Source organism: Streptomyces sp. NPDC034099 (assembly GCF_055575415.1).
Genome location: NZ_JBVISR010000011.1, coordinates 236,694 through 250,887, shown reverse-complemented (window position 1 = coordinate 250,887; position 14,194 = coordinate 236,694). Strand labels below are relative to the sequence as shown.

Below are 14,194 nucleotides of genomic sequence, written 5' to 3'. Positions count from 1 at the left end.
TCGTCTGCCTGGTTGCTCGATTTCGGCGGCTGCCGGCTGAGTGTGGCTGATCGCGCCCCCCGGGGCGGAGCCGCATACCGACACAGTCCCGCCCCCCTTCGGGGCGCTGCTCCCCCGTAGGGTTCGTGGTGACGGAGGGAGACGTGGTGAGTAACAGCGCCGTGCGGGTGCGAGGGCTCTGGAAGCGGTTCGGGCAGCAAGTCGCCGTGGGCGGGATTGATCTGGAGTTGCCGGCCGGGAAGTTCATCGGGCTCGTCGGGCCCAACGGGGCCGGGAAGACCACCACGCTCTCCATGGTGACCGGGCTGCTGCGGCCGGACCAGGGGTCGGTCGAGGTCGTGGGGCACGACGTGTGGCGCGATCCGGTCGAGGTGAAGGCCAGGATCGGGGTGCTGCCCGAGGGGCTGCGGCTCTTCGAGCGGCTGTCGGGGCGTGAACTGCTCGGCTACACCGGCCGGTTGCGCGGACTGCCCGGCGAGGAGGTCGACAAGCGCGCCACCCAGCTCCTCGACGTGCTGGACCTCGCGGGGGCCCAGCACAAGCTGGTCGTCGACTACTCGACCGGCATGCGGAAGAAGATCGGCCTCGCCGCCGCGCTGCTGCACAATCCGGAAGTGCTGTTCCTGGACGAGCCGTTCGAGGGCGTCGACCCGGTCTCCGCGCAGACCATCCGGGGCGTCCTGGAGCGCTACACCGCCTCCGGCGCCACCGTCGTCTTCTCCTCCCACGTCATGGAGCTGGTGGAGTCGCTGTGCGACTGGGTGGCCGTCATGGCCGCGGGACGCATCCGGGCCACCGGGACGCTCGCCGAGGTCCGCGGCGGGGCGGCGTCGTTGCAGGAGGCGTTCCTGGAACTCGTCGGTGCGGGGGGCCGGGACGCCGGGTCGGACCTGGACTGGCTGGGCGGCGGGTCCCGATGAGTGCGCCGACCTCACCGGCCGCGTCGGTCCCGTCCGGCTCGTCGGGCCGTCCACCGGCCGCCTCCGCCGCGTCCGTCACGTCCGTCTTCGTCCGGCTGAAGCTGTCGCTGCTGCGCAACGGGCTGCGGCAGTCCGGCGGGCGGCGGGCCGCCTACCTCGCCTCCGCCGTCCTCGTGCTGCTCTTCGCCGCGCTCCAGCTGGTCGGCCTGATCGCACTGCGCGGGTACGCGCACGTGGACTCGCTGGTCGTGCTGCTCGCGGCGGTACTCGCGCTGGGCTGGGCGGTGATGCCGCTGTTCTTCCCCGGCGGCGACGAGACGCTCGACCCCACCCGGCTGGTGATGCTGCCGCTGCGGCCCGGCCCCCTGGTGCGGGCCCTGCTCATCTCCTCACTGGTGGGCATCGGGCCGCTGTTCACGCTGTGCATGTTCGCCGGTTCCGTGGTCGCGGTCGCGCACGGCGGGGCGGCGTACGCCGTCGGGGTCGTCGGCGCGGTCCTCGCGCTGCTGGTGTGCGTGACCCTGGCGCGGGCCGTCGCCGCCGCCAACGTACGGCTGCTGACCAGCCGCAAGGGGCGCGATCTCGCGGTGCTGAGCGGGCTGGTCGTCGCGGTGGGCGCGCAGCTCGTCAACTTCGGCGCGCAGCGGCTGGGTTCCTCGGGGCTGGGCGAGCTTGACCCGGTGGCCGACGTGGTGCGCTGGGTGCCGCCGGCGTCGGCGGTCGGCGCGATGGACGCGGCGAGCGACGGGTCGTACGGCATCGCGCTGGCCCAGCTGGCGCTGACGGCCGCGGCGCTGGGGCTGCTGCTGTGGGTGTGGGCCCGGCACCTGACGCGGCTGATGACGGCGCCCGACGGTTCCACGATCCAGAGCGACACCGGGACGGTGCGCGAGCGCGGCTCGGCCGGACTCGCCCGGTGGCTGCCGGCGGGCCGTACGGGCACCACCATGGAGCGCACCCTGCGTTATGTGTGGCGCGACCCGAAGACCAAGGCGGCGTGGGTGACGTCGCTGGCCATCGGTCTGATCGTGCCGGTGTTCAACGCCTGGCAGGGCACCGGCTCGGTCTACTTCGCCTGCTTCGCCGCCGGGATGCTCGGCATCCAGATGTACAACCAGTTCGGGCAGGACACGTCCGCGTTCTGGATGGTCGCGATGACGATCTCCTCGACCCGGGACGCCTACGTCGAACTGCGGGCCCGCGCGCTGGCGCTGCTGCTGATCACGCTGCCGTACGCCACCCTCGTCACGGTGCTGACCACCGCGATGCTCGACGACTGGCGGGCCCTGCCCGAGGCGCTCGGCCTGTCCTTCGCGCTGCTCGGCGCGATGCTGGCGACGGGCGCGTGGACCTCGGCGCGTTTCCCGTACTCCATCCCGCAGGAGGGGTACAAGAACGTCGCCCCGGGTCAGGTCGGGCTGGCCTGGGTCTCGATCTTCGGCGGCATGATCGGCGCGGCCCTGCTGTGCGCGCCGGTGATCGCGCTGACGATCTGGCTGAACGTGAGCGAGCGGGCGGGGGACGTGGGCTGGGTGCTGCTGCCGGTCGGCGCGGTGTACGGCGCGGCGCTGACGCTGCTGGGCCTGCGGCTGGCCGCGCCGCGCACGGCGGAGCGGCTGCCGGAGATCCTCGCGGCGGTCAGCAAGGGGTGACGGACCGGCCCGCCCGCACGCGGGCGGCGCACGGTCGGCGGGCGGGCGCTCAGGCGTCCCCCAAGGGTGCTCAGGCGTCCCCCAAGGGTGCTCAGGCGTCCCCGAGGGTGTTCAGGAACGGCTCGATGGCCGCCCGCCATGCCTCCGGCTGGTCGTAGTGGACGAGGTGGCCGGCGTCGGCGACCTCCGCGTACTGGCCGTTCGGCAGGACGCGGACCATCTCCTGGGCCTCGGCGCGGCCCAGTTCGCCGTCGAGGCCGCGCACGACCAGGGTGGGGCAGCGCACCTGGGCCAGCTCCTCCCAGTGGGCGTCGTAGACCCAGGTCTCGCGGGAGCGCAGCATCTGCTCGGGTTCGAAGACGGGGCGCCAGCCGTCCGGGGACTCGGCCATCACCTCGGCGTAGAACTCGCCGCGGGCCGGGTTCGGCCGCTCCACCCACGGATCGTCCTCGCCGAACCACTTGCGGACGTCGGCGAGCGTGGCGAAGGGGACCGGCCAGGCGCGGAACCATTCGGTCCAGGTGTGCTGGGAGGCGGCGCCGAGGGCGGAGGCCCGCATGTCGCAGATGATCAGGCCGCGGACCAGGTCGGGGCGTTTGGCGGCGAGCTGCCAGGCGGTCAGCGCGCCCATGGCGTGGCCGATGAGGACGGCCGGGCCGAGACCGAGCTGCTCCAGGGCGGCCTCGACGTCCTCGACGTACGCCTCCCTGGTGTAGGCGGCCCGCGGGGGCTTGTCGCTGCGGCCGTGGCCGCGCTGGTCGAGGGCGACCGCCCGGTGGCGGGCGGAGAGCCAGCGGGCCGTGGCGGCCCAGTGCGAGGCGCGGCCCATCAGGCCGTGCAATAACAGCACGCCGGGCAGATCTACCGCGCCGGACCCGGAGGAGGCCGGGTCGGGCGCCCGGTCGGTCTTGGGAGGGTCGCCGAACTCCCAGGCGGCGAGGCGTACGCCGCCCGCGCCGGTCACGTCGATGCGCCGCGCCATAGGTCCTGGCACCCCCAAGCTCCGCTCGGACCCGCCCGCCCTCGCGGGCCGGCCGTCCTGTGAACCGTGTCCTGCCTGCCGTGCAGAGTAGCCAACTTATCGAATACGCATTCGAAAGAGCCGTTTCGACGAGCAACACCCCTCATTCGAGTGACACCGCTCAGGGATTGATCGCCGCCGCCCAGGGGAGATCTTCAACGGGAGGCGGACCGCTCGGGGAAAACGGTCCGAGGGGATTGACCTTGAGAGCTCGGGGCTCCAGGTCAGCACAGGGGAGGACAGGCCCCGGCGCCGCACGGCGCCGGGGCCCTCTCCGTCTCTCCGGCACGCCCCTCCCCCTCTCCGGCCGGGCGACATCGCTGTCAGCCACGGGCCAAGAGCCCCTCACGTCCGCTGCCTCACGCCACAGCCTTGCACGCGAAGCGTCCGGCCGCTGCGATTCCGCGCACTGGGATCCCGAATCGACGGGCCCCGGCCGGCGGGCCCCTCCGGGGCGCGCGGTCAGCGCTTGGCGACGAACACGTGGGAGGCGGTGTCCGCCTCCAACTCGGCGGCCTCGCCGCCGCTGCCCACCAGCACGCCGCCCGCCGACTCGGTCACGCTCACCACCGAGCCGGGCTGCACCCCGGCCCGGCGCAGCGTGTACATCAGCTGCGCGTCCGTCTGGATCGGCTCGCCGATCCGGCGCACGACGACCGTCTTGCCCTCGATCCCCGGGTCGAGGTCGGCGAGGGACACCATGCCCTCGTCCAGGAACGGGTCGGCCCCGTCCGTCTCGCCCAGCTCCTCCAGGCCCGGGATCGGGTTCCCGTACGGCGACTCGGTCGGGTGCCGCAGCAGCTCCAGCACCCGGCGCTCGACCGCCTCGCTCATCACGTGCTCCCAGCGGCACGCCTCCGCGTGCACCTGCTCCCACTCCAGGCCGATCACGTCGACCAGCAGGCACTCCGCGAGCCGGTGCTTGCGCATCACGCGCGTCGCCAGCCGCCTGCCCTCGTCGGTCAGCTCCAGATGCCGGTCCGCCGCCACGGACACCAGCCCGTCACGCTCCATCCGCGCCACCGTCTGGCTGACCGTGGGACCGCTCTGGTCGAGCCGCTCGGCGATCCGGGCGCGCATCGGGACCACACCTTCCTCCTCCAGCTCCAGGATGGTGCGGAGGTACATCTCCGTGGTGTCGATCAGTCCGGACATACGTGCCCCTCGATGAGATTGCCGGAGGCTGAGGCCCACCGGCGCGTGCGCTGGCCCTGCCACCAATTCTGACGCATACCACCGACAACCGTGCCTCGCCGCGAAAAGCCGGGCCCGGCCGCGCCCGCCCGGGCCCTCCGCGCCGCCCCGACGCCGTATTGACACCGCGCTGGTCCAGACCGCACCGTGATCCGCGACGCAGCCACTCCGAAGGGGTCCCGCATGAGCGACCACAAGCCGGCCGGTCAGTTCCTCGACGCGGCGATCGACCTCCTGCGACGTGTCCGCGACGAGGAGGCGGACAGCGTCGAGGCGGCCGGCACGCTGCTCGCCGACACCGTGCTGAACGGCGGCCGGCTCTTCGCCTTCGGCGCCGGTCACTCCTCCCTCGCCGCCCAGGACGTCGTGTACCGCGCCGGCGGACTCGCCCTGATGAACCTGCTCGCCGTGCCCGGCGTCGTCGGCGTCGACGTGATGCCGGCCACGCTCGGCTCCGCCCTGGAACGCGTCGACGGCCTCGCGAGCGCCGTGCTGGACTCCTCCCCGCTGCGCGAGGGCGACGCCCTGGTGATCATCTCCCTCTCCGGGCGCAACGCCCTGCCGGTGGAGATGGCCATGAACGCCCGCGCCCTCGGCGTCCGGGTCATCGGCGTGACCTCGGTGGCCTACGCCGCCGAGACGACATCGCGGCACGCCTCGGGCACGTTCCTCAAGGACCACTGCGACGTCGTACTGGACTCCAAGATCGCCGTCGGCGACGCGGAACTCACCCTCGACACCGTCCCGGCGCCCTTCGCCCCCGCCTCCACGGTCGTCACCAGCGCCCTCATGCAGGCCATGACGGCGACGGCGGCCGCGACCCTCGCCGACCGCGGCGTCGAACCCCCGCTGCTGCGCTCGGGCAACGTGGACGGCGGCCACGAGTGGAACGGCCGGGTACTGGAGCAGTACCGGGACCGGATCTTCTACCGTCGCTGAGCGAATCCGGCGGCTCCCCCGGCTACGGCCGCTCCAGCGTGCCGGCCAGGTCCAGCGCGGTGGCGATCCGGACCGCCACGTCCTCGGCGTACATCGCGTCCGGCCGCTCGAAGGCGCTGCGTCCCGCGCCGCGCAGGAAGGTGACGACGCCCAGCGTCCGGCCGCGGCTGCGCAGCGCCGCGCACAGGCCGTGCACGGTGTCCTCCGGCCACTGGCGGGCCTTGGCCCACCGGCGCACCTGCTCCGCCGGGACCGTCCGCACACCGGCGCTGGCCCGCACCGAGCCCGCCCGCTCCACGCACTGCACGGCGGGGTGCCCCTCGCCGTAGCGCACCGGCATCCCGGCCGTACCGGACGGCACGCTGGGCCCGGGGGCGCCGGACGGGGTGGCCGCGACCCGCACCAGCCGCACCGGCTCGGCCGCGTCGGTGTCCGGCGTCGCCCCGCCCACCACCCGGTCGATCAGCGCGTGGTCGGCGAACCCGGCCAGCGCGAAGTCCAGGTGGACGATCGCGGCCTCCGCCGGGTCCTCGCACTCGGCCGCGGCACGCGCCGCCCGGTGCAGCTGGTTGGCCCGGAAGCGCAGCAGCGACGCCTCCTGCTCGCCCTGCTTCGACTCCGTGACGTCCTGGAAGAGCCAGCCGACGCCCAACGGCACCGGCTCCTCCGCGAGCGGCGAGGCCAGCCGCACGAACCCACTGCGCCAGCACCGGCGCCGCTCGCCCTCCGGCGTGCGCAGACTCACCCAGACCTCGGCGGGGCCGGGCGGCGCTCCCTCGGCCAGGACGTGCGTCAGCGCGTTCTCCAGCTCCTCCACGCCCTGGGCGAGCAGATCGCCGAGCGGCCGCCCCAGCACGGACGTGCGTCCGGCCCCGAGCGCCCGGGCGGCGTGCGCGTTGACCACGGCGGGGCGCAGGTCCACGTCCACCAGGACGACACCCCAGCTGGCGTCCTCCAGCAGCGCCTCGCTCAGCGCGATGGAGCGCTCCAGGTCGATCTGCGCGTGCACCTCGCTGAACGCGCAGTACACCCCGGCGGGCTTCCCGTCGGGACCGCGGACCGCCGCGGACTGCGTCCGCACCAGCACCCGGCCGCCGTCCTTGGTCAGCAGCGCGAACTCGTGCACCTGGCGGCCCGGCGCCCGCATCGCGGACAGCAGCCGGTCCTCCACCTCACCGGCGTCCGCGCTGCGCACGGCCCATCCGGCGAAGCCCTGCCGCCCCACGGCCTCGGCCGCGCTCCAGCCGAGGATCCGCTCCGCCTCGCGGTTCCAATGGGTCACGACCCCGTCCGCGTCGAAGGCGCACAGGGCCGCGTCCATGCCGTCGAGGAGCGCGGCCAACAGGTCCGCGCCGTCCCGCTCGGGCTGCTCCGGCTCGTCCGGACCCAGCTCGTCGGTGGTCCCACTACGCCGCGAAGCACTCACCTGGACCCCCTGCAGGCTGCGTCCGCCGTACCGTACGTCGGTTCGTTCACTGGCCTTCATTCAACTCGAACGTGATGCGGCACACACCGGGTTCCCGCAAGTTCGCGGAAATCGTTGTACTGCGGAAACTCGGCATAAGCCCCCGTCATGACGGGGGCGCGGCGGATCCGGACGGGCGGGCCCCGGCGAGCCTCAGGTCGACCCACTCCTCGCGCTCGCCGTCGAGCACGTACCGCTCCTTCTCCACGAACCCACGCGCCCCGGCGAATCGCAACCCGTCGTCGTTGGCCGCCAGCACCACGGTCTCCACCGCCCCGGCGTCCAGCTCGCGCGCGTGGGCCAGCCCCGCCTCGTAGAGCGCCGTACCGATCCCCCGGCCCCGGTACGCCGGCAGCACCCGCGCGATCACGGTCGCCGCCCGCTCCTCGCCCCCGGGCGGCCGCACGGTGGAGCAGCCGACGAGCACGTCCCCGAGATAGGCGTTGGCCAGCCGGTTGCGCCCGGCGCGCTCCCGCGCCTCGTCGAGGGTCATGGCGGCCGGCGGCACGATCACGTTGTGCACGTGCCGCCACTCCTCCACCATGGCGTCGCCGTCCACCGGCTCGATCCGCAGCGCCGAGCCCGCACCGGTCGCGACCGTCCCGCGCCGCGCGTACACCTCGATCTCGATGCGCATCCGCTCGTCCGCGAGCCCGCACACCATCATCGTCGCGGCCGGCCGCACCCGCCCGAACGCCCGCCGCAGCGCGGGCCAGCAGGGCTCGAAGTCCTCCCGCGCGGGCAGCAGGTAGCGCACCCGCACCACGTCCGCGAACGTGCACCCCGCCTCGGCCAGCGCCGCCCCGACGTTGCGCAGGCACTGCTCGGCCTGTTCCACCACGTCCTCGGAGATGGTCATCAACGCGTAGTCGAACCCGGTCGTCCCCGACACGTGCACCCAGTCCCCGTCGACGACGGCCCGGGCGTACCCGATCCGCTCCTCGAACGTCGACCCGCTGACTATCGCCCGCCTGACCGGCGGCTCCCCCAGTCGTTTCGTCATGGGCGAAACCGTAGGTGACCAGCGCAGACGCGTCCATGGGAGATCGACGACGAATCCATCCGGAAATTCGATTGATCGGCGGCCGACCGGTTCTTAGGGTGGGCGCTACACGAGAAGGGAGGTGGTTCGGCAGATGTATGAGAACCGGACGCGTGAGGTGGCTGCGGGCTAGCGGCCCGGCACCACACGGAGTGCGGCGCCGGACCAGCGCGTGAGTGAAGCGTGCAGCCGGCCCAATCCCAAGCAGTCACCCGACCCGCGAGTCGCCGGTACGTCCGGCCGGCTCCTCCACGGAGGAACCAGACTCGCGGGTCGCCTGCGTTCAGGGCCGGGGCGGTCAGCCCGCGATGTCGGAGTAGCCCTCGATCTCGCGCGGGTCGCGGGTGCCGGGGCCCACGTAGCGGGCGGAGGGGCGGACCAGGCGGCCGGTGCGCTTCTGCTCCAGGATGTGGGCGGACCAGCCGGCGGTGCGGGCGCAGGTGAACATCGAGGTGAACATGGGGGCCGGGACCTCCGCGAAGTCCAGCATGATGGCGGCCCAGAACTCGACGTTGGTGGCCAGCACCCGGTCGGGGCGGCGGGCATGCAGCTCGGCCAGGGCGGCCTTCTCCAGGGCCTCGGCGACCTCGTAGCGCGGGGCGCCCAGTTCGCGGGCGGTGCGGCGCAGGACGCGGGCGCGCGGGTCCTCGGCGCGGTAGACGCGGTGCCCGAAGCCCATGAGGCGCTCACCCGCGTCGAGGGTCTTCTTGACGTAGCCCTCGGCGTCGCCGGTGCGCTCGATCTCCTCGATCATGTGCAGGACGCGCGAGGGGGCGCCGCCGTGCAGCGGGCCCGACATGGCGCCCACGGCTCCGGAGAGGGCGGCGGCCACGTCCGCGCCGGTGGAGGCGATGACGCGGGCGGTGAACGTGGAGGCGTTCATGCCGTGCTCGGCGGCGGAGGTCCAGTAGGCGTCGACGGCGGCGACGTGCTTGGGGTCGGGCTCGCCGCGCCAGCGGATCATGAAGCGTTCGACCACCGACTCGGCCTTGTCGATCTCGCGCTGCGGGACCATCGGCAGGCTCTGGCCGCGCGCGGACTGGGCGACGTAGGACAGGGCCATGACGGCGGCGCGGGCGAGGTCGTCGCGGGCCTGTGCGGCGTCGATGTCCAGGAGGGGTTTGAGGCCCCACGCCGGGGCGAGCATCGCGAGGGCGGACTGGACGTCGACCCTGATGTCGCCGGAGTGCACGGGGATGGGGAAGGGCTCGGCGGGCGGCAGGCCGGGGTTGAAGGCCCCGTCGACGAGCAGGCCCCAGACGTTGCCGAAGGAGACGTGCCCGACCAGGTCCTCGATGTCGACGCCGCGGTAGCGAAGGGCGCCCCCCTCCTTGTCGGGTTCGGCGATCTCCGTCTCGAAGGCGACGACTCCCTCTAGCCCGGGTACGAAGTCGGACATCAGGCGGCTCCTCGTGATCAGTGGTGTACGGCGACCTGGGCGGAGACGGTGCGGCGCCTCCATGGATCCACGGTCGTGTCCCGACTCGCGGTCCCGGCGGTCATCCCTGTGATGCCCCGTACGGCCGTCGGTCATCCGGCCGGAGCGGGACCAAGCACCATATCTCCGGGTGTCAGGTTTGGGGAGTGGGTGCGGCACTCGGTGCCACCCCGGTCGGGTGGTGGAGCGGATACGGCAGGATGGGCGGCGTGACCGATCGCGAAGCCGATTCCGGCCTCCCCGCCGCCTCAGTCCCCTTCGATCTCGCCTCGATGCGCAAGCAGTACCGGGCCGAGGGGCTGTCCGAGACCGAGCTGGCGGCGACGCCCGTCGAGCAGTTCGCGCGCTGGTTCAAGCAGGCGGCGACGGACGGCGGGCTGTTCGAGCCGAACGCCATGGTCGTCTCCACGGCGGACGAGCGGGGGCGGCCCAGCTCCCGCACGGTGCTGCTGAAGCACTTCGACGAGCAGGGGTTCGTCTTCTACACCAACTACGACTCCCGCAAGGCGCGCGAGCTGGACGCGAACCCGTACGTCTCGCTGCTGTTCCCCTGGCACCCGATGGCCCGGCAGGTCGTGGTCACGGGCGTCGCGCGCCGCACCGGGCGGGACGAGACCGCCGCGTACTTCCGGACCCGGCCGCACGGCTCCCAGCTGGGTGCCTGGGCGAGCGTCCAGTCCTCGGTGGTGGCGGACCGCCGTGCTCTGGACGCGGCGTACGCCGAGCTGGCGGCGCGGTACCCGGAGGGCGAGCAGGTGCCGGTGCCGCCGCACTGGGGCGGGTTCCGGGTGGTGCCTCAGGCGGTGGAGTTCTGGCAGGGCCGCGAGAACCGGCTGCACGACCGGCTGCGGTATGCGGCGGAGGACGGCGGGGGCTGGCGGGTGGAGCGGCTGAGCCCGTAATCCGGTGACAGATCGCTGGCGGCGGGACTAAAATGCTTGCATGGCTACGATCCACGTGAGGGACGTCCCGGAGGAAACCCTTCGGACGTTGAAGACGAGGGCCGCGCGAACCGGACAGTCACTGCAGTCCTACGTCCTGCAACTGCTCGCCGGTGAGGCGGCGACCCTGACCCCGGCCGAGGCGGCGCTCGAGGCGCGGGCGATCGCCTCGCGCGGACGGGTCACCGCGGACGACGTCACCGATGCCCTCCACGACCTGCGTGAGGCCCGCGCGTGAGCGTGCTCGTTCCGGACACCTCCGCGCTCGTGGAGTTCCTCGTCGGCGGCGACGCACTCGCCGAACGGGTGCGGTCTTACGTCACGGACCACCGCCTGGCCGCGCCGCACGCCGTCGACCTGGAGTGCGCTTCGGTACTGCGCGGCCTCGTGCGGGGCGGGAAGCTCCCCGAGGACGAGGCCGAACGCGCCCTCCACCTCCTGGGGCGCATGCAGCTCAAGCGGTACGACCATGCTCCGCTGCTCCCCCGCATCTGGGAACTGCGGCACAACATGTGGCCGTACGACGCCTCGTACGTGGCGCTCGCCGAAACGCTGGACGCCGAGCTCGTCACCGTGGACGCCAAGTTCGCCGGAGCTCCGCACATCCGCTGCAGGCTGAGCAACCTCCGCACCGCCTGACCGGCCGCCTCAGGCCAGCGCCGCGTCCAGCAGCCGCGCCCACTGCTCCACCACCCGTTCCCGCCGCGCCCCGTCGTCGGTGAGGAGGTTGGCGAGGCCCAGGCCGCGGGCCATGTCCAGGAGGCCCTGGACGGTTTCGCGGGCGCCGGGGCGGGTCTCGTCGGCGCCGAGGAGGTCGACGGCGATGCGGTGGCTCTCGCGGCCGACGCGGGCCTCCAGCTCGGTGACCCGGCCGCGCAGCTGCTCCTCGTTGGAGGCGGCCACCCACAGGTGCAGGGCGGCGCGGAAGAGCGGGCCGGTGTAGAGGTCGACGAGGGCGGCGACCACCGCGCGCCGGTCGTCGGCGGCGGCGCCCTCGGGGAACAGGGCGCGCAGCGCCTCGGAGCGTTCCTCGGCGACGTACTCCACGGCCGCCGTGAAGAGGTCCTCGCGGGTCGGGAAGTGGTGCTGGGCGGCGCCGCGGGAGACTCCGGCGTGTTCGGCGACGACGGAGACCGTCGACCCGGCCCAGCCGCGTTCGGCGAGACAGGCCACGGCGGCTTCCAGGAGCCGCTGCCGGGTGGCCCGGCTCCGGTCCTGCTTGGGAACGCGCTCCGCGCGGTCGGCCGTGTTCACGGCGCCGCTCACACCACCCATTCCGGATCCCGTCGTTCGAGGAAGGCCGTCATCCCCTCGCGGGCCTGCGGGGAGGCGAACAGCCGGGCCGAGAGCGCGGTCAGGTCGGCCGCGTCCCGGTCGAAGGCCTCCAGCACCCTAGCCGTGAGCAGCCGTTTCGTCTCGGCCAGACCCTGCGGTGAGGCACGGCGCACACCGTCGAGGACGGGTTCGAGTACGGCGTCCACGTCGTCGCCCGCCGCGGTGACCAGGCCGATGCGGGCGGCCTCGGCGGCGTCGAAGCGCTCGCCGGTGAGGTAGTAGCGGGCCAGCGCGCGGGGGTCGGTGCGCGGCAGCAGGGTCAGGGAGACGACCGCGGGCGCCACGCCGATGCGGACCTCGGTGAAGGCGAAGGTCGACTCCGTGGACGCCGCCGCGATGTCGCAGGCGGCGACCAGGCCGAGGCCGCCCGCGCGGACGTGTCCGGCGACGCGGGCGATCACCGGTTTCGGCACCTCGGCGATGTGCCGGAGCAGGCCGACGAGGGCGTCCGGGGCGGGCGGGTCGCGCAGGTCGGCGCCGGCGCTGAAGGTGGTGCCGGTGTGGGTGAGGACGACGGCGCGGACGCCGGGGTCCTCGGCCGCGCCGGTGAGGGCGGCGGCCAGGTCGGCGACGAGGGCGGCGGACAGGGCGTTGCGGTTGTGCGGGGAGTCGAGGGTGAGGATCTCGACGCCCCGCGCGCGTGTGCGGTCGACGTGGGCGGTCGGGGTCACCGCTGCTCCCTCAGTTGTCGGCGGAGGATCTTGCCGGACGCGGCGCGGGGGACGGCGTCGACGAAGGTGACCCTGCGGACGCGTTTGTAGGGGGCGACGCGTTCGGCGACGTACATCATGATCTCGCCCTCCGCGAGGCCCGGTGCGGCCGGCTGGCGTACGACGAAGGCGTGCGGTACTTCGTTGCCGTCGTCGTTGTAGGCGCCGACGACGGCCGCGTCGGCGACACCGGGGTGGGTGAGCAGGAGCGCCTCCAGTTCGGCGGGGGCCACCTGGAAGCCCTTGTACTTGATCAGTTCCTTGACGCGGTCGACGACGAACAGCCAGCCGTCGCTGTCGGCGTGTCCGACGTCGCCGGTGTGCAGCCAGCCGTCGGTGTCGATCATGGCGGCGGTGGCGTCGGGGCGGCCCAGGTAGCCCTTCATGATCTGGGGCCCGCGGATGAGGATCTCCCCGGACTCGCCCGCGGGGAGGTCCTTGCCGGGGTCGGTGAGGGAGACGATGCGCATCTCGGTGCCGGCGATGAGTTTGCCGACGCTGCCGGGCGGCGCGTCGGTCATGGCGTCCAGGGGGACGACGTGGGTGCCCGGGGACAGTTCCGTCATGCCGTAGGCCTGGCCGACGGGCGGCAGGCCGAGCCGCCGGGAGCAGGCGGCGGCGAGGCGCGCGTCCAGCGGGGCGGCGGCGCTGACGATGTACTTCAGCGAGGACAGGTCGTAGTCGGCGACCAGGGGGTGCTTGGCGAGGGCCAGGACGATCGGCGGGGCGACGTACAGGCTGGTGATGCGGTGGTTCTGGATGGCGGCGAGGAACTGCTCCAGGTCGAAGCGGGGCAGGACGACGACGGTGGCGCCGAGCCTGAGTGGGGCGTTCATCAGGGCGGTCAGGCCGTAGATGTGGAAGAACGGCAGCACGGCGAGGACGCGGTCGCCGGGCGCGGCGGGCATCGCCGGTTCGAGCTGGGCGAGGTTGGTGGCGATCTGCCGGTGGGTGAGCATGACGCCCTTGGGGGTGCCGGTGGTGCCCGAGGAGTACGGCAGGGCGGCGACGTCCTCGGCCGGGTCGATCGCGACGGACGGTTCGGGCGCGGCCGAGGCCAGCATGTCGACGAGTGAGCGGTGGCCGGGCGCGCTGTCGCAGACCAGGATCTCCTGGACGCCGCCCGCGAGTTCGGCGGCCCGGCGGGCGGTGGCCAGGAGCGGTGAGACGGTGACGATCCAGCGGGCCGCGCAGTCCTTCAGCTGCTTGGCGAACTCCTCCGCCGTGGCGAGCGGGTGCACCGTGGTGACGGAGGCTCCCGCGCGCGTGGCGGCGTAGAAGGCCAACGGGAAGGCGACGGTGTTGGGGCTGTGCAGAGCGAGGACGTCGCCCTTGCGCACGCCGGTCTCGGCGAGGGCGGCGGCGACGCACCGGTGGAACCGGTCCACCTGCTCGTAGGTGAGGGTGGTGCCGTCGGTGCCGTCGATCAGCGCCGGGGCGCTCCCGAAGGCGGCGGCCCCGCCGAGCACCGCGTCGTGGATGGGCAGGTCGACGGGCGGGACGTCTGCGTACTCGCTGCGGAACACGGTTCCTCCAA

14 protein-coding genes are annotated in these 14,194 nt (G+C 73.4%); 6 read left to right on the top strand and 8 right to left on the bottom strand.

The features are described from left to right. The first annotated feature begins 128 nt into the window (after window positions 1-128). A complete protein-coding gene (locus tag ACZ56V_RS29415) occupies window positions 129-920 on the top strand; it encodes an ABC transporter ATP-binding protein (protein ID WP_468946403.1) in 792 nt (263 codons plus the stop codon). Next, window positions 917-2,572 (top strand): transporter, encoded by a 1,656-nt coding sequence (locus ACZ56V_RS29410; RefSeq protein ID WP_398914658.1) that lies wholly within the window; start codon window positions 917-919, stop codon window positions 2,570-2,572. The genes ACZ56V_RS29415 and ACZ56V_RS29410 overlap by 4 nt, the downstream gene beginning before the upstream one ends. Before the next feature lie 91 nt (window positions 2,573-2,663). Here the strand turns inward: ACZ56V_RS29410 and ACZ56V_RS29405 are convergent, their stop codons facing one another. Both ACZ56V_RS29405 and ACZ56V_RS29400 read right to left on the bottom strand, forming a co-directional pair. Beyond that, window positions 2,664-3,554 carry an alpha/beta fold hydrolase gene (locus ACZ56V_RS29405; RefSeq protein WP_467379561.1) on the bottom strand — a complete coding sequence of 297 codons (891 nt, stop codon included), beginning with the start codon at window positions 3,552-3,554 and terminating at the stop codon, window positions 2,664-2,666. A 501-nt stretch (window positions 3,555-4,055) separates the two neighbouring features. Next, window positions 4,056-4,748 (bottom strand): metal-dependent transcriptional regulator, encoded by a 693-nt coding sequence (locus ACZ56V_RS29400; RefSeq protein WP_104635278.1) that lies wholly within the window; start codon window positions 4,746-4,748, stop codon window positions 4,056-4,058. 222 nt (window positions 4,749-4,970) lie between these two features. Between ACZ56V_RS29400 and ACZ56V_RS29395 the strand changes: the two genes are divergently transcribed. Then, complete coding sequence (locus ACZ56V_RS29395; RefSeq protein ID WP_356359431.1) at window positions 4,971-5,726, top strand: SIS domain-containing protein; 756 nt, start codon at window positions 4,971-4,973, stop codon at window positions 5,724-5,726. Between the two features lie 22 nt (window positions 5,727-5,748). Here the strand turns inward: ACZ56V_RS29395 and ACZ56V_RS29390 are convergent, their stop codons facing one another. From ACZ56V_RS29390 to ACZ56V_RS29380, 3 genes are all read right to left on the bottom strand, one after another. Further along, window positions 5,749-7,152: a PAS domain-containing protein gene (locus ACZ56V_RS29390; RefSeq protein WP_398914654.1), complete on the bottom strand. Its 1,404-nt coding sequence runs from the start codon at window positions 7,150-7,152 to the stop codon at window positions 5,749-5,751. Window positions 7,153-7,297: 145 nt separating this feature from the next. Further along, window positions 7,298-8,194: a GNAT family N-acetyltransferase gene (locus ACZ56V_RS29385; protein ID WP_468946397.1), complete on the bottom strand. Its 897-nt coding sequence runs from the start codon at window positions 8,192-8,194 to the stop codon at window positions 7,298-7,300. A 337-nt stretch (window positions 8,195-8,531) separates the two neighbouring features. Continuing rightward, window positions 8,532-9,632, bottom strand: a complete 1,101-nt coding sequence (locus ACZ56V_RS29380) for a citrate synthase 2 (protein WP_398914651.1) — start codon at window positions 9,630-9,632, stop codon at window positions 8,532-8,534. A gap of 239 nt (window positions 9,633-9,871) precedes the next feature. On the opposite strand from ACZ56V_RS29380, the gene pdxH reads away from it, so the two are divergent. The 3 genes from pdxH to ACZ56V_RS29365 are packed head-to-tail and all read left to right on the top strand — an operon-like array spanning window position 9,872 to window position 11,251. Next, window positions 9,872-10,573 (top strand): pyridoxamine 5'-phosphate oxidase, encoded by a 702-nt coding sequence (gene pdxH, locus ACZ56V_RS29375; RefSeq protein WP_468946528.1) that lies wholly within the window; start codon window positions 9,872-9,874, stop codon window positions 10,571-10,573. Between the two features lie 40 nt (window positions 10,574-10,613). After that, the gene (locus ACZ56V_RS29370) at window positions 10,614-10,850 is read left to right on the top strand and encodes a FitA-like ribbon-helix-helix domain-containing protein (protein WP_398914649.1); all 237 of its coding nucleotides are present in this window, start codon (window positions 10,614-10,616) and stop codon (window positions 10,848-10,850) included. Further along, entirely contained in the window at window positions 10,847-11,251 is a 405-nt protein-coding gene (locus tag ACZ56V_RS29365) for a type II toxin-antitoxin system VapC family toxin (RefSeq protein WP_398914647.1), read from the top strand. Before ACZ56V_RS29370 ends, ACZ56V_RS29365 begins: the two co-directional genes overlap by 4 nt. A 9-nt stretch (window positions 11,252-11,260) precedes the next feature. On the opposite strand, the gene ACZ56V_RS29360 is transcribed toward ACZ56V_RS29365, so the two are convergent. The 3 genes from ACZ56V_RS29360 to ACZ56V_RS29350 are packed head-to-tail and all read right to left on the bottom strand — an operon-like array spanning window position 11,261 to window position 14,183. Further along, window positions 11,261-11,887, bottom strand: a complete 627-nt coding sequence (locus ACZ56V_RS29360; protein WP_398914645.1) for a TetR/AcrR family transcriptional regulator — start codon at window positions 11,885-11,887, stop codon at window positions 11,261-11,263. Then, window positions 11,875-12,618, bottom strand: coding sequence for an enoyl-CoA hydratase family protein (locus ACZ56V_RS29355; protein ID WP_468946392.1), 744 nt, complete (start codon window positions 12,616-12,618; stop codon window positions 11,875-11,877). The genes ACZ56V_RS29360 and ACZ56V_RS29355 overlap by 13 nt, the downstream gene beginning before the upstream one ends. After that, window positions 12,615-14,183, bottom strand: a complete 1,569-nt coding sequence (locus ACZ56V_RS29350; RefSeq protein ID WP_468946389.1) for a 4-coumarate--CoA ligase family protein — start codon at window positions 14,181-14,183, stop codon at window positions 12,615-12,617. The genes ACZ56V_RS29355 and ACZ56V_RS29350 overlap by 4 nt, the downstream gene beginning before the upstream one ends. Between the last annotated feature and the right edge of the window lie 11 nt (window positions 14,184-14,194).